15 protein-coding genes and 1 tRNA gene are annotated in these 15,593 nt (G+C 67.3%); 9 read left to right on the top strand and 7 right to left on the bottom strand.

Annotation, left to right across the window (positions count from 1 at the left end; all coding sequences use genetic code 11):
• The first annotated feature begins 4 nt into the window (after positions 1-4).
• Both CQ040_RS03090 and CQ040_RS03085 read left to right on the top strand, forming a co-directional pair.
• Positions 5-778: an SDR family NAD(P)-dependent oxidoreductase gene (locus CQ040_RS03090; RefSeq protein WP_181156819.1), complete on the top strand. Its 774-nt coding sequence runs from the start codon at positions 5-7 to the stop codon at positions 776-778.
• Between the two features lie 20 nt (positions 779-798).
• Positions 799-1,863, top strand: a complete 1,065-nt coding sequence (locus tag CQ040_RS03085; protein ID WP_105525979.1) for a LacI family DNA-binding transcriptional regulator — start codon at positions 799-801, stop codon at positions 1,861-1,863.
• 3 nt (positions 1,864-1,866) lie between these two features.
• Here CQ040_RS03085 and CQ040_RS03080 read toward each other — a convergent pair whose 3' ends face one another.
• On the bottom strand, positions 1,867-3,075 hold the full coding sequence (locus CQ040_RS03080) for an MFS transporter (protein WP_181156814.1): 1,209 nt from the start codon (positions 3,073-3,075) through the stop codon (positions 1,867-1,869).
• Positions 3,076-3,191: 116 nt separating this feature from the next.
• Between CQ040_RS03080 and CQ040_RS03075 the strand changes: the two genes are divergently transcribed.
• The 3 genes from CQ040_RS03075 to CQ040_RS03065 all read left to right on the top strand — a co-directional run bounded on the left by CQ040_RS03075 (position 3,192) and on the right by CQ040_RS03065 (position 7,211).
• Positions 3,192-4,424 carry a sugar MFS transporter gene (locus tag CQ040_RS03075; RefSeq protein WP_181156813.1) on the top strand — a complete coding sequence of 411 codons (1,233 nt, stop codon included), beginning with the start codon at positions 3,192-3,194 and terminating at the stop codon, positions 4,422-4,424.
• Positions 4,425-4,444: 20 nt separating this feature from the next.
• Positions 4,445-5,914, top strand: coding sequence for a GMC family oxidoreductase (locus CQ040_RS03070; protein ID WP_181156811.1), 1,470 nt, complete (start codon positions 4,445-4,447; stop codon positions 5,912-5,914).
• Between the two features lie 517 nt (positions 5,915-6,431).
• A complete protein-coding gene (locus CQ040_RS03065; RefSeq protein ID WP_146113851.1) occupies positions 6,432-7,211 on the top strand; it encodes a hypothetical protein in 780 nt (259 codons plus the stop codon).
• Positions 7,212-7,260: 49 nt separating this feature from the next.
• Here the strand turns inward: CQ040_RS03065 and CQ040_RS03060 are convergent.
• Positions 7,261-7,334, bottom strand: a tRNA-Gly gene (locus CQ040_RS03060).
• A 102-nt stretch (positions 7,335-7,436) separates the two neighbouring features.
• Here CQ040_RS03060 and dcd point away from each other — a divergent pair.
• Positions 7,437-8,042 carry a dCTP deaminase gene (dcd, locus tag CQ040_RS03055; protein WP_105525975.1) on the top strand — a complete coding sequence of 202 codons (606 nt, stop codon included), beginning with the start codon at positions 7,437-7,439 and terminating at the stop codon, positions 8,040-8,042.
• 1 nt (position 8,043) lies between these two features.
• On the top strand, positions 8,044-8,538 hold the full coding sequence (locus CQ040_RS03050; protein WP_105596238.1) for a hypothetical protein: 495 nt from the start codon (positions 8,044-8,046) through the stop codon (positions 8,536-8,538).
• Positions 8,539-8,554: 16 nt separating this feature from the next.
• On the opposite strand, the gene CQ040_RS03045 is transcribed toward CQ040_RS03050, so the two are convergent.
• Genes CQ040_RS03045 through CQ040_RS03035 form a run of 3 tightly spaced genes read right to left on the bottom strand, consistent with a single transcriptional unit; the run spans position 8,555 to position 12,415 of the window.
• Positions 8,555-9,586, bottom strand: a complete 1,032-nt coding sequence (locus CQ040_RS03045; RefSeq protein WP_258131344.1) for an FUSC family protein — start codon at positions 9,584-9,586, stop codon at positions 8,555-8,557.
• Between the two features lie 45 nt (positions 9,587-9,631).
• The gene (locus CQ040_RS03040; RefSeq protein ID WP_105525972.1) at positions 9,632-10,942 is read right to left on the bottom strand and encodes an NAD(P)-binding domain-containing protein; all 1,311 of its coding nucleotides are present in this window, start codon (positions 10,940-10,942) and stop codon (positions 9,632-9,634) included.
• An 18-nt stretch (positions 10,943-10,960) separates the two neighbouring features.
• Positions 10,961-12,415 (bottom strand): MFS transporter, encoded by a 1,455-nt coding sequence (locus CQ040_RS03035; RefSeq protein ID WP_105525971.1) that lies wholly within the window; start codon positions 12,413-12,415, stop codon positions 10,961-10,963.
• Positions 12,416-12,530: 115 nt separating this feature from the next.
• On the opposite strand from CQ040_RS03035, the gene soxR reads away from it, so the two are divergent.
• On the top strand, positions 12,531-12,971 hold the full coding sequence (gene soxR / locus CQ040_RS03030) for a redox-sensitive transcriptional activator SoxR (protein ID WP_105526165.1): 441 nt from the start codon (positions 12,531-12,533) through the stop codon (positions 12,969-12,971).
• Positions 12,972-12,996: 25 nt separating this feature from the next.
• Here the strand turns inward: soxR and CQ040_RS03025 are convergent, their stop codons facing one another.
• Positions 12,997-13,959 (bottom strand): alpha/beta fold hydrolase, encoded by a 963-nt coding sequence (locus CQ040_RS03025; RefSeq protein ID WP_105525970.1) that lies wholly within the window; start codon positions 13,957-13,959, stop codon positions 12,997-12,999.
• Positions 13,960-14,032: 73 nt separating this feature from the next.
• Between CQ040_RS03025 and CQ040_RS03020 the strand changes: the two genes are divergently transcribed.
• Complete coding sequence (locus CQ040_RS03020; protein WP_105525969.1) at positions 14,033-14,677, top strand: TetR/AcrR family transcriptional regulator; 645 nt, start codon at positions 14,033-14,035, stop codon at positions 14,675-14,677.
• Between the two features lie 71 nt (positions 14,678-14,748).
• Here CQ040_RS03020 and CQ040_RS03015 read toward each other — a convergent pair whose 3' ends face one another.
• Positions 14,749-15,525, bottom strand: a complete 777-nt coding sequence (locus CQ040_RS03015; RefSeq protein WP_105525968.1) for a hypothetical protein — start codon at positions 15,523-15,525, stop codon at positions 14,749-14,751.
• Between the last annotated feature and the right edge of the window lie 68 nt (positions 15,526-15,593).

Raw genomic sequence — 15,593 nt, 5'->3', positions numbered from 1 at the left:
CGCGATGAAGAATGAACTCGGGCGCGCGGGCGTCGTGATCGGGGGGCGTGGACAGATCGGTGCTGCCGCCGCCGCGGGCTTGTTGGATCGTGGTCTCGTCGATCACGTATGGAGTGTCGATCGCTCGGAACCTACCGGTGCCGACGATCCGAACGTCACGCAAATCGTCGCTGATCTGCGCGATGACGAACGCCTGCGATCATTGAAGGACGAGCTGCCGACGAAGATCGCCAGCTATGTGAGCGTGCTCGGCGGGGAGGAGAACCCGCCGCTCCAACCGGTCCTCGACACCGCGTGGCCACCGCCCGCGGTATGGGACGACATCACCGAGCTGAACGCGGGGCTTGCGTACCGCATCATTCGGCTCGTACAAGACCGCCTCGTTGACGGCGCGTCGATCACCCATGTCAGTTCGATTGCTGCCACGATGCCTTGGATCGTTTCGCCTGCCTATGGAGCCGCAAAATCGGCGCTCGAGCATTGGACTGTGACTCTGGCGGTGCTGCTGGCGCCCCGCGGGATCCGTGTCAACGGAGTCCGACCTGGTTTCGTCTGGTCGCGGCAATGGGCAGCCGTCGATCGAGCTGAGTTCGATTCGGTCGTTGCCGACCGGGTTCCGCTTGTTCAATTCGATGATGAAGGGGTCACGACTCGGGAGCAGCTTCCTGCCGACGTGGCTGAGGCAATTGTGTTCCTGGCGTCCTCTTCGGCACGTCATCTAACCGGCCAGTTCCTCGATGTTGATGGAGGTGCATCGCTGATCCGCGCTGCTCGATGACTGTTCGTTAGACTGATGTGATGGCGACTTCGGCTGGTCACCGCCCCACGCTCCGGGATATCGCTCACCGCGCAGGGGTATCGGTGATGACCGTGTCATATGCGTTCAACGATCCCGGTCGCGTCTCGGATGCCACGCGCGAGCGTGTGCTCGCTGCCGCCGCTGAGCTCGGGTATCAAGGGAAGAACCCATGGGCGACTGCACTCCGGAGGGGGCGCGCTGGGGCGCTTGGTGTGGTGTTCAGCGAGCACCTGACCTACGCGTTCACCGATCCGCAGGCAACAGATTTCCTCGCGGGTGTCGCTTCCGTGTGCGCGGAGGAGGGGTTGGGGTTGACTATCATCCCCACGATCGGCGACGCAGAAGACGCGCAGCGAGTTGTCGCGGCTCCGGTCGACGGGTACGTGTTCTGGACGACACGTGCGGACGACCCGAGTCTGGCGGCCGCAGTCGGTACGCATCGGCCCTGCGCGATCCAGGGCGGCCCCGCTCACGAAGGATTTGTGCGAGTGGGTATCCCCGACCGCGATGCGGCAGCCGCAATCGCTCGGCTCGGGCTGGTCGATGACGTGCGCCACCCACTGGTACTGAGCTTTTCGCTGGATTCTGACCGTACCGCCCGCGCCGGGTACGGAATCGACCCGGCTGCTGCACGATTGCCGGTGACGTACGATCGCCTCGAGGGCTTCCGTGATGCGATCCAGGACGCTGCCCTCAAGTGGAGTCAGACCTACGTTCTGGCGTTATCGAGGAATGACCGTACGGAAGCGCGGAGGGCGTTGGCAACCGCGATCGCAGACGGAATTCCCATGGATCTCGTTCTTTGCGCTAGCGATCAGCTCGCACTCGGCGCCCTGGATGCGCTGCGCGAGGGGGGGCTCGACGTCCCGACCCAGGTTGCTGTGACAGGGTGGGATGACGGTCCGCTGGCGGAGGCGGCGGGCGTATCCACCGTTCGGCAGTCGATGTACGAGCAGGGACGTGCTTGCGGTGCTGTCGCTGCCGGACTCCCCGCTGGAGTAAGCGCGCCGACGTGGGAGATCGTCCCGCGGACATCGACGCGCGAGAACATACTGTCGCAGTAAGTTTCACCCGGCTGTGGCATCCTCCATGGTTCGAGCCGACGTGCGGGTCCGAAGCGTGAGCACGATCACGGCGACGGCCACCGCTCCCGCAGCAATCCATGGAACGGCTTCCAACAGGCTGGCGTCGACGGCGAGTCCTCCGAGGAGCGATCCGCCGGCGATTCCGATCTGGAACGCCACCACGTACAACGAAGACGCGACATCGCTGGTTTCCGGGGCGACCCGCAACACGCTCGCTTGCAGGAACACCGGCGTCGCTGCAAAGGCCGCTCCCAGCAAAACGACAGAGGCCACCACTCCAGCGGGGGCCCAGGAGGAGAAGAGACCGATACCGGCGAGCGCCACGGTGAGGACCCACATCGTCACGAGCGCAGACCGGCGGGGTGAGGCGTCGAGGAACTTGCCGATCATCCATACTCCGAGCAGCCCGGCGATGCCGTACGCCAGCAGGACCCCGGCGAGCCCTGGGCCCGACACATCGGCCGAGCGGTCCAGGATGAGGGAGATATAGGTGTAAACCGCGAAGTAGGTGACCACCAACAGCACCGTCAACGCGCACAGCCGCAGTAGTGCGCGGTTGCTCACTGTCGACACCAGCAGGGGCAACCATCCGGCAAGGCCGCGGGCCTGGTCGTCGCGAACGACCTCGAGCTTGGGCATCACCAACGCGAGACCCACGAACGCAAGCGCCGCCACTCCTGCCAGCACCGTGACCGCAGTGCGCCAGCCCCACATCGTGCCCAGCGCCGCCATGAGCGGGGTTCCGGCCACCATCGCGAGCGAGCTGCCCATGAAGGCCACGGACGTTGCGAAGCCTTCGCGTCCTCGGGCGACGAGCATCGCAGCTGTAGGCGCGACAATCGACCAGAAGATTCCGTGCGTCGTGGCTGAGACAAGACGTGACACCAACACCAGCTCGTACGTCGGAGCCAGCGCCATCGCGAGGTTCGACGCGACCAGGACGCCGATGGTGACCAGAATCAGTCGGCGACGAGCGATCCCAGATGCAGCGATGACTAGCGGCAGTACCGTCACCGCGACCACCACGGCATACAAGGTCAGCAGTGACCCGATCTGCGGTTCCGTGACCCCTAGATCCCTCGACATCTCTGGCAGAAGACCTACCGGGAACGATTCCGATGTGTTGTAGGCGAACGCCGCGCAGCCCAACAGCACCAGACTCGACCACGACCTCGCATCGATCCGATTCATTTGTGTAACGATACACGCATTTCCGAGACGCGCGCTCGTGACTGTTCGCGATGAGTGGCGCGCGTGGTCGAGGTCGGACATACTGTGGTTGTGTATCGACACACAGGAGCGAATCGATGAAGCCAGAACATCCGTCGGCACCGCCGGCGACGTCGTCGGTCGCGCCGCCCGGCGCCTTCGTCCGAGACGGAACCACCATCCTGTCGTATGCGGCCCTGGGGTGCTACACATTCTGGCTCTATGCGTTCGGACCGGCGGTCACGCTACTGCGGGAGGAACTCGGGTTCTCCTATACTCTGCTCGGCCTCTACTCTGTGTTCTGGTCGCTCGGCGCCGCACTCGCCGGAGCCACGTTCACGTGGGCTGCTCGGCTCTTGACCCGTGGTGCGCTGCTGTGGACCTCGGCGGCAGGAGCGACGTTAGGTGCAGCGATATTCACGCTCACCCGAGGGGTGCCGGCCACCCTCGTTGGCACGGTGCTGTTCGGCCTTGCGGGCACGATGCTCCTCGCAGTCATTCAGGCAGTTTTGTCCGACCAGCATGGGCCGCGTCGCGATCAGGCACTGACAGAGGCCAACATCGGCGCAGGCGCGTCTGCCGTCTTCGCTCCGCTAGTGCTCGGGGCCCTCGCGATCACGGCGCTGGGCTGGCGTGCGACGTTCGCATTCCCCGTGTTGGTCCTGGCGCTGCTGTTCCTGCGGTACCGAAAGCTCAACTACCGGAGGCGCCCGCAGAGGATGCCCGGCACGCGTTCTCGGCGGCTCCCCGCCGCATGCTGGATGTTCGCAGTGCTCATGGCGTTTAGTTCGGCGATCGAGTTCTGCTTGGTGTACTTCGGCCCGCAGGTGCTCATGGCGACCGGCATGTCGGCGGCTGCCGCGAGCGCCGCTCTCGGTGCCAACTTCCTTGGCATTCTCATCGGTCGTATGGCTGGTGCCGTCATGACGCGGCGCGTCGGCAACACGGTCCCGCTGCTGTACGGATCGCTCCTCGTCACGGCCGCCAGCTTTGTTCTGTTCTGGATGACCGACGAACCCCTCGTTGCCATCGTCGGACTGTTCGTGTGCGGGATAGGGGTGGCCAACCTCTACCCGCTCGCGCTCGCGCTCGCGCTGGATGCGGCGCCAGGACAAGAAGATCAGGCCAACGCCCGTTCGCAGTTGGTCGTCGGGCTCGTTGCCGCAGCCTCGCCCTTCGTGCTCGGCGGTCTCGCCGACCAGTTCGGTCTGTTCGTTGCATTCGCGATCGAGCCGGTCCTGATAGTTGCCGGTGTCCTCCTGCTCTGGGGTGGACTGCGGGCTCGCCGACGAGAGGCGCAGGCCCGAGAAGAACAGAGCGGTGTCGCATGAGTGACAAGAATGGAGAAACGATGCCAGAGCTCCAGGCCGACGTCGTAGTCGTCGGGGGAGGCGCGGCCGGTTGCGTGCTTGCGTCCCGTCTCAGCCAAGACCCCAGCCGCAGCGTGCTGCTGCTCGAAGCCGGTCCTGACTACGGCCCGTATGATCCGGCGGGGTGGCCAGCTGATCTTCTCGACTGCCGTTCACCGGCGCGCAGTCATGACTGGGACCCGGGATTTCCGCCGCACTACTCGCGCGGTCGTGTGATCGGGGGGTCATCGGTGAGCAACGCGTGCTGGGCGCTGATCGGTGCCAGGCCCGACTTCGACGCGTGGCGCCCTTACTCTGACGGTGCATGGGACTACTCCGCGCTCGCGCCATACTTCGAACGTGCGATGAGTGACATGCGAGTCCGCGGGGTGCCTGATGCCGATCGGAGCGAATGGCACCGGGCAATCGTCGCCGGTGCCGAGCACGTCGGATTCTCGCCACTCGACGACGTCAACGCCGAGGATGCTGTCGAAGGCGCGGGCTGGGTTCCCTTGAACGCGATCGGGCACACCCGTTGGAACGCAGCATTCGCATACCTCGATCCCGCCCGCGTCCGCCCGAACCTGCGCGTCGTCGCGGACACCCTGGTCGTCCGGGTCGTCATCGAAGGCGACCGGGCGGTCGGCGTGGAGATCATTCAGGACGAGCAGATCAAACGAATCGCGGCCGGGACCGTCGTACTCGCCGCCGGCGCCTATGGCAATCCCCCGCTGCTCATGCGCAGCGGAATCGGGCCTGAGAATGTGCTGAAGCAACTCGGCGCGAACACCGTCCTCTCACTTCCTGGCGTTGGTGAGAATCTCGTCGACCATCCGAAGGTCCAGGTCCCGCTCGAGCCAACTCCCGATCACGTGCTGCCCGACCACGAAGTGTACGTACCGCAGAGTCTTCTGAAGGTCCGATCGAGCTTGGCAGACGACGACTACTGGGACTTGCACATCGTGCCGACCGCTGGGCCAGCCGAGGACGAGCTCGGGCAATTCGTCGGTCCGCTGGAAGTCTCGATTCACGTCTTCATGTTGACGCCCCGCTCGAGGGGCGTGGTCAGAGCGCGATCGCTCGATCCGTCCGACACTCCGATCGTCGATCCTCGATACTTCAGTGATCCCGACGGCTATGACCGTCGCGTTGCTCTCGACGGTGTCGACGTCGTCCACGATCTCGTCTCCGCGCCGCACGTGCGGAAGCTGGCGACGCTGAATCCTTGGACATCGGCGCAGCGGGATGCGGTCGGGCAGACGCAGGCCGGATACTGGCACCCCGTCGGGACCTGCAGCATGGGATCTGAGAATGACCCCATGTCCGTCGTCGGAATCGACGGCAAGGTTCACGGGCTCACTAATGTGTACGTCGGAGACGCCTCGCTCATCCCGGTGATACCGCGGGCGAACACGAACCTTACCACCATCGCCGTTGCTGCCAGGATTGCAGATCTGATCACATCCAGCTGAGCCCCCTGGCGACTGCGGGGCGTGCGAGTCCATCTGTGGAGGCGTGATCATATTTGTCGTTGCCGGAATCATCCTGTTCCTCATCGGATGCTGGCGGCTGACCAAATGGGCGCGAAGCAACAGATCCGAGAAGACTCATTGGCTCGCCGTCGTTCGAGTGAGCGCGGAGTGCGCAGGGTGGTTTGCCGGCGCAATGCTCATGATCTCCGCGGCGTTGGGCGCGCAACCTGTCGACGCCGTCATCGCCGGGCTTCGGTTCTGGCTTCTGTGGTGCTGTCTCGGGGCAGCAGGGGTGGCAGGGGCGGCGGCCAGAGCTCTGCGGGCTTTTTCCGCGTCTGAAGCGCCGTCGTTCGGACGGTTTGTGATGGATCGGATCGCCGAGGAACTCCGACGGGGTCTCCTGGCTGTAGGTCGGGGGTACGAAACGATCGCGCCCCGCGGGCCGAGGGAGATTCAACTCGGGTTCCTGGCGCTGGAGCGCCTGATGGCTCCCGGAGCCGTGATGCGAGGCTATCTCTTGAGCCTCCTCCTCATTCCCGTCCTCATGGCGGTGGCCTTCACCGCCGTGATGAACAAGGGCACTGCACTCGAGCGGCGAGTGATGGGCATCGTGGTCGGGTACAACGCGTTGGCCACCGCATCCTGGATGACCGTCGCGATGATCATCGTCATGGTCATCGCGGCGCTTGCGGTGTACGCGAAGGTGCTGCTCATCGACCTTGACATGAAGCGTGTATTCGGAGTCGTTGCGGTATGGACGGGATACGGCACGGCGGCGGGCTTCATCGCCGGTGCGCTGCTCCCGGTCGTCATGCGAATCATGCCCGGCACGTACTCGACACCGAGCGGTGCCGAGGCGGTGCTCTCGCCGCAACTGCTCATCGATGTCCCGGCCGCGGGCGCAATCGCGGGCTACGGATTCGGGATCATCGTCGCCGCTGCCGCGCTGTGCCGAGACGCCCGCAACCTCGTCCTTCGTCGGATCGTCGCCCCAGTACTTCTGTTCGCTGTGCTGTTCGGACTGACCCGATTCGACCTCGGCCCACGGAGCATCATGCGCGACATGCTCGGACCGGCGCCCTCGCTGGGGCTTGACGCCTGCACGGATGCGACACTCGAAAGCCACGCGGACGACTCGGTGCGGGTGATGCAGACGCTTAGAGTGTGCAGCCATGACGGAGTTGTCGTCGACGATCGGGTGATGCTCTGGATCGTCGGTTCGCTCCTGGTCGCCGCAGCCCTCGCCATGTTCGTCAGCGACTTTCGGTGTCGATACGATGCGACGTCGAAGGCTTGATCTCGAAGTCTCGACGTTCCGGGACTCACCTCGTGTGCCGATTCCTCTGTGGAGGGGCTGACGGGAATCGAACCCGCGCTATCTGCTTGGGAAGCAGAAGTTCTGCCATTGAACTACAGCCCCGTACCCGCATCCGAGGAGCAGGCGAACGCCAGCCTACCTGCCTCACCCCCGATGGCCAAAGCAGGAGGGGCTAAGAGCCGGCACGGCAACTAGGCTGAACCCGTGCTTCTCAGCGACCGCGACATCAAGGCAGAACTCGCATCCGGCCGCATCGGCCTCGAACCGCGCGAAGAGGGGATGATCCAGCCGTCGAGCATCGACGTGCGCCTGGATCGCTACTTCCGTCTCTTCGACAACCACAAGTATCCCTTCATCGATCCGTCGGTTGACCAGCCCGAGCTCACCCGCCTGATCGAGGTCGACCCCGACGAGCCGTTCATCCTGCACCCCGGCGAGTTCGCCTTGGGGGCGACGTTCGAGCAGGTCGCACTCCCCGACGATGTCGCCGCGCGCCTCGAGGGCAAGTCGTCGCTCGGGCGCCTCGGGCTCATCACCCACTCGACGGCGGGGTTCATCGACCCGGGCTTCACCGGGCACGTGACGCTCGAGCTGGCGAACGTCGCGACTCTGCCCATCAAGCTGTGGCCGGGGATGAAGATCGGACAGCTCTGCTTCTTCCGCCTCAGCTCGCCGGCGGAGAACCCCTATGGCTCGGGCCCTTACGGGAACCGGTACCAGGGGCAGCGCGGACCGACGGCCTCCCGGTCGTTCCAGAACTTCCATCGAACAGACGTCGGCACCACCGATGTCGGAGCAGTCGGAGGCTGAGATGAGCGATGTCAGCGGCACGTCCCCGCAGGAACCGGTCGTCCCCGAGGAGACCGTGGTCCCCGACGAGACCGTGATCCCGGATGCGCCGGTGATTCCGCCCGCCGACGTCGTGATCCCGCCTCCTCCGCCCGAGATCCCGATTCCGGAGGGTCTGCTGACTCCGCCGCCGTCGGAGATTCCGCCCGCCGACGCGGTGATCCCGCCGCCTCCTCCCTCGACGCGCCGCGGTTCCGACCGGGTGCGCCCGACTCCTGCCATCCTCGAGGGCGAGCCGCCCGCAGCCGTGGCAGACGACTGGGCGCTGCCGTCGGTCGCGCCCGAGGTGCCGACATCCGGGGGCTACCGCGTGCTCACGATCGTGATCTTCGCGTTCCTGTTCCTGCTTCTCGTCGCGGCGATCGTCGTCGGCGTGTACCTGTTGAACACCACGACCTTCCCGTTCGCCGGCGCTGAATCCGCCGCGGCAGTGATCGCTTTCGCGCCGACGCTCTGACTGCGCCCGCCTGAGGTCAGGCGCCTTTCGTGACCTGTCGACGCCGGAGTGCGGCCGATGCGACGGCGACGAGAGTGCCGATGGCCACGCCGATCACGGTCTCGATCGCACGGTCCTGTAGGAGCATGTCGACGGGCGTGGGCGCGGCGAGGTGCACCATGAGCAGGGCGAGCGGGGTGATGAACACCATCGCGATGCCGTAGTTGCGGCCGACGAAAAGTTCGGCGGCGGCCTGTAGCAGAACCACCAGGGCGATGACGGCGAGTGGTGGCAGGTCGATCGCGAGGATGCCTGCGGCGACGAGCACACCGAGCAGGGTGCCGATGAGGCGCTGGATGCCGCGGATCACCCGGGCGTTGAGCTGCGGCCCGCTGACGGCGGCGACCGCACCGACGGCCGCCCAGTACCAGTGCGAATCCATGATCAGCAGGCCTGCGACACCGGCGCCCACGATCGCGATGCCCACCGAGACCGCCATCTCCCAGGCGATCGGCCCCACGGGCTGCAGGCTCCTCGGCGGCACGTCGTCGGTGCTGCGCGTGAAGATCCCGATGAGCGCGGTGATGGCCAGCCCGAAGAGCACACTCGGACCGCCGACCAGGAGCACGTCGCCGAACGAGGCGGCGGTCGCCGGGATGGTCGCGCACGCACCGACAGCGAACACCGGGAACAGCGGGCCCGGCGGATGCCAGCGCATCGTGTAGGCGAGCAGGGTGACCCCGGAGGCGATGACCGCGACGACGATGATGCTGATCGCGGCGGGAGCGGAGACGACCGAGAGGGCCGTGCCGACGAGCATCGAGGCGAGGATGACCCCTCCGGCGCTCGCCTGCATCCGGATGCGATCGCGGAACACGTCGTGACGCCCGTAGAGCGCGGCGAAGGCGCCGAAGCTCGCATAGATGCTCAGGTCGAGGCGCCCCAGCATCCACAGCACGAGGAGCGGCACCGCCACGCTGATCGCTGCGCGCAGCGCCACCCTGTGATCGCCGCGGTGCGGCTCGACGCGCAGGACGCCGGTCCACACTCTTCCCCGGGAATCCGCCACCGATCCAGCCTACGTCCGACGGCGAATCCTCCGCTGCGGCCGGGGTCAGGCGGTCGATCCGCGCAGGAGCAGCCGGGCTTCGTCCAGGACCCGGTTCAGGACTCGTGTCGCGGCTTCGGTCTCTTGCTCGTCGAGGCCCTTCCAGATCGCGCCGGTGAGATCGGCGATCTCCTGTCCGATCTCCGCGACCAAGGTCGTGCCCTCGGCGGTGAGACCGGAGCCGGCGATGAGTCCGCGATCCCGCAGCGACGCGAGGAGCAGCCCGACATCCGGATCGTGGAGGCGGCCGGCGACGAAGGTGTCGAGGTCGCCGCCTTCGTCGAGCTGCGAGGCGAGTCGCAGCGACACCCACTCGCGTTCCGTGAGATCACGGCCGGAGAGGACGGTCTGAAGAAGCGCGTTCAGTGCCTTCTCCGTCTGACCGATGAGCTGAGGGCCGAAGGGGATCGCGCTGTCTCCAGCTCGTCGGTCTGGTCGTGATTCGCTCAGCAACTCGAACAGGCTGGAGAATCCCTGGTCGCCGTGCCCGTCGGAGATCCGCCGATCCATCAGCCGCTTGACCTCCCGCATGCGCAGGGTGTCGATGTCGAGCGATTCGCGATGGCTGATCAGGTCGTCCATCAGCGCCGCCTGCACGCTCAGCGGTCCCAGGTCCGGTCCGTACTCTCCGGTCGTCACTGCGGCACCGAAGCTCGTCACCAGCGGCACGTAACCTCCGATCGAACCCGCCACGCGGTCGGCGAAGGCGGCGACGTCGGCGCCTTCGGCCTTCACCAGCGCGAATGTGTGCAGCAGACCGAGGAGGAATTCATACCCGACCGCGACCTGGGAGAGGAACTCGACGGCGGCGAATCCGGGGTCTTCTCCGTAGTACGCGATGGTGCCGAGTCCTTCCAGCACTGTGCGGTGCGCCTCATAGCCGTCGCGGTCGCCGCTGAAGGAGAACAGGACGTCGGGTGTGCCGACGCGTGACACGTCTCCCATGATCCCTCCGTCGACGTACTTCGCGCCGTGCGCCGTCGCCCACGCCGCGGTGCGTCGGGCTGCGGCAGGCGAGCCGCTGGTGACGTTCACCAGGACCTTGCCGCGCACGTCCGCGTCGATCGTTCCGAGCACGGCATCCACGGCGGCACCGTCGAGCAGGCACACGACGATGAGGGGGCTCGCGGCCACTGCGGCCGTGGCGGTCGGAGCGGCCTCGGCACCGACCGCGACCAGTGGTGCGGCTCTGCTCACGGTGCGGTTCCACACGGTGGTGCGGTGGCCGCGCTCGATGAGCGCTGCGGCTATCGCCGTTCCCATCTCTCCGAGGCCGATGACGGTGACGGGAGTGTTCGTGCTGATGTTCGTGTCCATGTTCGTGGCGCCTTTCGATCAATGGGTGTCTGTGTGGGTGTCGGTGTCGGTGTGAGGATCGGTGTCGGCGTCCGCGCGTCCGATGCCCCAGCTCGCCCCGCGGGCGATGAAGGTGCCGAGAACGGTGACACCCGCGAACACGAGCATGAGCAGCCGGGCGGCGTCGACGACGTCGGGCATCGCGAGGTTCACGAGCACCCCGGCCATGGCGGAGCTGAAGGCGCTCGCGATGATGAAGACGGTGTTGACGGCCGCTGCCGCCTTGGCCCCTTCCTCCTCGCCGGGAGTGCTGCCGAGCGCTGCGACGGTCAGGTGCGGGAACCCCAGGCCGATGCCGGCGCCGGCGAGGAACAGTGTGGCGAACCAGAGTGCGATCACGAGGGTCGAGGGCGCCTCGTGCTGCAGCAGGCCGTACGCGGCCAGCCCTGATGCGATGACGAGAGGGCCGATCGTGATGAGCACGCGGCGCGACCGGATGCCGGTGGCGTTGGCCGTGAACACCTGCGTGATCGACCACCCGAGTGACAGGGCCGCACCGAGCAGCCCGGCGAGGAACGGCATCAATCCGCCGATCTCCTGCCCGAAGAGGGGGATGAACGCCTCGGTGCCGATCGCGAACGCCAGGACGGCGACCGTGAGGTACACCCAGCCGAGGGATGATCCGGCGGCGAAGGTGATCCGCGGGAGGACCCCCGTACGGCCCCGACGCTCATGACGCAGGAACCACCCGCCCAGCACGACGCCGACCACGATGGCGATTCCGGTGCCGAGGCTGCTCGGGACGACGCCGGCGAGGCCGACCGCGGCGACTCCGCCGGAGAGGAGCACGAGGGATCCCCACGGAACGGACTCGCTGGATCGGCTTCGAGCGGTGCGCGGCAGGGAGCGCACGACGACGATGCCGATCAACGCGGAGACCACGGCCAGCCCGACGAAGGTCACCCGCCAGGCGTCCAGCTGCGCGAAGATGCCGCCCACCACCGGACCCACGATGTTGCCGACACCCCACATCGCCGAGACGAGTGCGGCTCCGCGCGCCCAGAGGCGCTCGGGAAGGGCGCGCTGGATCAGGGCGTAGCCGAGTCCGGCGAGCAGTCCGCCCCCGAGACCCTGCACGGCGCGTCCGGCGAGCAGCGCCCACATCCACGGACTCGCGGCGCACAGCAGGGAGCCGAGCGCGAACAGGCCGAGCGCCAGCAGGTAGGCCTGCACCGCTCCCCGCTGCGTCAGGATCCGGCTCACCATCATCGAGCTGACGACGGAGGCGAGGAGGAAGACCATCATCGTCCAGGCGTAGAACTCCGCTCCGCCGATGTCGTCGACGATCGTGGGGAGCAGGCTGGTGGTGAGGTGCACGTTGCTCGCCTCGAGGAGCACGCCGCCGGCCAGCACCGAGGCGATCGGGGCGTAGCGGCTGCCGAGCAGTTCGCGCCAGCTCCCTGCGGGGTGGATGCGGGGCGGTGTCTGGGTCATCGGGTGCCCTTCGTGGCGTCGGCGCGGGCGGTGATCCCACCCGGCGGCGCCGTTCGTCGGCGACCGATCGTCACGCTAATACCTCGAGTAAACTCGAGGTCAAGAGGAGGCGATGATGTCTTTGGAACCCGACGACCTGCTGGCGATCGGCGAGGTCGTCCAGCGCTCGGGCGTGCCCGCGACGGCGCTGCACTTCTACGAGCAGCTCGGTCTCATCGTGTCGACCCGGACCGCGGGCAATCAGCGTCGCTACCGCCGGCACATGCTGCGGCGCATCTCGCTGATCGTCGTCGCCAAGCGTCTCGGAATCCCCCTCACCGACGTGCACGAGGTGTTCCAGAGCCTCCCGGTGGACGAACCGCCTTCGCAGCGGGACTGGCAGCGAGTGGCGAAGCTGTGGCGCGCGCAACTCGATCTCCGCCGCACGCAGCTCGAGCACCTGCGACGCGAGCTGACCGGATGCATCGGGTGCGGCTGCCTGTCGCTCAAGGCGTGTCGTCTGCTCAACCCCGAGGACGCGCTCAGCATCGACGGACCCGGGCCACGCCGCATCTGACGTCGCGCGGATCAGCTCGGCGCGGTCAGCGCTCGGGCAGCGGTGCGGTCGGGAGAAGGTCGGTGCTTCTCAGGGGCGACGACGTCACCTCGTTCGCTTCGTCGTGGCCCGCCGGACGCGCGAGCGCAGCGACCGCCTCGAGTCCTCCCGTCGTCAGCGCCACGACCGCATCGAGCGTCGCATCCGCCGACAGCACCCGCGTGTGTCCCTGCCCCTCGGTGCGCACGAGACGGGAGCGGGCGCCGTGGGCTTCGTGCAGACGCAGCGAATCGTGGTCGGGCATCCGCCGGTCGCCGCGGTCATGCACGACGAGCAGTGCGGTGTCGGCAGGGAGGGGATGCTGCGCCGCGTCATATCGGGTGGACACCGCGGCCTGGTCCATCCCCAGTCGCCGGCGGAACCGCTCGGACAGACGCGCGGTCGTCGCGGCGTCGAGGCCGAGGTCCGAGGCGAACTGCGCGAGGAAGGCGTCGGGGCCCGCGGCTCCGGCGATGGCGGCGACCGCCGTGGTCGGAACGGTCGAGCGGGCCACGGTCAGCGCGGCCAATGCGCCGAACGAGTGTCCGATGATGGCCTCGAACGGCCCGTGCTCCGCCTGCAGCTGCTCGGCGGCGTCGACCCAGTCGCGGATGTCGGTGCTCCGCCCGGACGACGAGCCGTGCGCGGGAGCGTCGAACGCGATCACGCGAAACCCCTCGGCGCGCAGTTCGCGCACGAGCGGGGCGAACTGCGAGGCGCGCCCGCGCCAGCCGTGCAGGAGCAGCACGGTGCGTGGCCCGTCGCCCCATTCGTAGGTGACGACCTCGAGGTCGCGCACGGTGATCCGTCCCTGGCGCGCGTCGGCATGGGTCGCGGCATCCGCATCGCGCACCGGCATCCGCGGTGAAGTGGTGAAGAAGAGGCGGTAGGCGATGTCGCCGGCGAGCGTCGGCGAGACCGCGGCGACGGTGCGGGCGCTGCGGGCGAGCAGAACAGGAACGGACGGCATGGAAACTCCTTCGCCAGAACAATACGAACGATCATACGTATAATAGGCGAACGATCGTTCGTATACTAGGGAAATGACGGAGAGCGTAGTTCTCGACGGGCGAAGGGCCCGCGGCGATGCCTCGCGCCGCATCGTGCTGCAGAGTGCGACCGACCTCGCGTCGGTCGAGGGCCTCGACGGGCTGACCATCGGCCGGCTCGCCGAGGCCTCGGGGTCGAGCAAGAGCAGCATCGCCACGCTCTTCCAGAGCAAGGAGGGGCTGCAGCTGGCGACGGTCGCCGCGGCCCGCGAGATCTTCACCGCGCGGATCGTCGAACCTGCCAGGGCGCAGCCGCGAGGAGTGCGCCGCCTGGCCGCGCTCCTGCGCAACTCGCTGACCTACTCGAAGGACCGGGTCTTCACCGGCGGTTGCTTCTTCGCCGCGACCGCGGCCGACGTCGACTCGAAATCCGGTCCGGTGAGCGATGCCGTGCGGGCCGCGCTGGTCGACTGGTACGGCTACGTCGAAGCCCAGCTGCGTCACGCCGTCGATGCCGGCGAGATCGAGGCCGATCCTGAGGTGCTCGCGTTCGAGCTGGTCGCCCTGAATGAAGAGGCCAACTCGCGCTCGCTGCTGCTGGACGACGCGCGGCCCTACGCGCTCGCCGCCGCCGCGATGCGAGCCCGGTTGCGTGCTGCCGGCGCGGGCGAGACGGCCGTGGCACTCTTGGATCTCTGACCCTCGAGCCCGGAGAACACGAAACGCCCCACCCGAGTATCGGGTGAGGCGTCTCGCGGGGTGTTGCGGGGTCAGGCGTCGCGACCGCGGGCGAAGCCCGCATCGAAACCTCGCTCGAACGAGTGCTGAGCGATCCGCTCCGCACGCTGCGGACCATGACCGCGGGGGCCGTGGTCGCCGTGTCCGGGGTGTCCGTGTCCGTGTCCGTGTCCGCGGCGACCTGCGCCGGGCTCGCCGTGGCGGCATCCGTGCTCGGCGTCTGCGTCAGGGCCGAAGCCGTGTCCGCGGTCGAAGCCGTGTTCCCGGCCGTGATCGAAGCCCTGCTCGGGTCCGCCGTCGAAGCCGCGACCGAAGCCGCGTCCGAAGGGGCGCCCGAAGCCGTGGCCGAAGCCGCGACCGTGGCGGGGGCCGCCGAAGCCGTGCCGGCGTCCGCGGGGAAGAGGGGTCTCCTCGTCCCAGCCGAACGCACGGGCGATCTTCTCGAGCGAGGCGAGCGTCGTTGCCATGTCTTCGGGAGACACGGCGTCGGCGACCTTCGTGCGGATCTCATCGACGATGGCGCCGAGTCGATCCTTCGCGGCGCGGCCGTCATCGGTGAGCGCCCAGCCGTCGCCCTCGGGGGCAACCCAGCCGCGCTCGACGAGTCGGTGCAGCTTGTGGCCGTTCAGCGGACGGGGCGACGGCGCGGTGCCGTCGACGATGTTGAGGATCCGCCAGTCGCGACGGTTCGCGTGCTCGCTCTCGAAGGCGGTGGCGAACTCGGCCGCCATGAGGCGGTCGGCGGCCTTCAGCCAGTAGCCGAAGGGGCGGGAGGTGTTCTCGGGGTTCTGTGATTCAGAGGTGTTCATGGAAAGTCCTTTTGTCAGGGGTGACGTAGTTGTCAGTGTGCATGTGTATGTCACAGTGCATGTACATG

The organism is Microbacterium sp. MYb54, assembly GCF_002979515.1.
In the GTDB taxonomy this organism is placed as follows: Bacteria; Actinomycetota; Actinomycetes; order Actinomycetales; family Microbacteriaceae; genus Microbacterium.
Note: the sequence above shows the minus strand (reverse complement) of the source record. Positions and strands in the feature narration are given on the sequence as shown.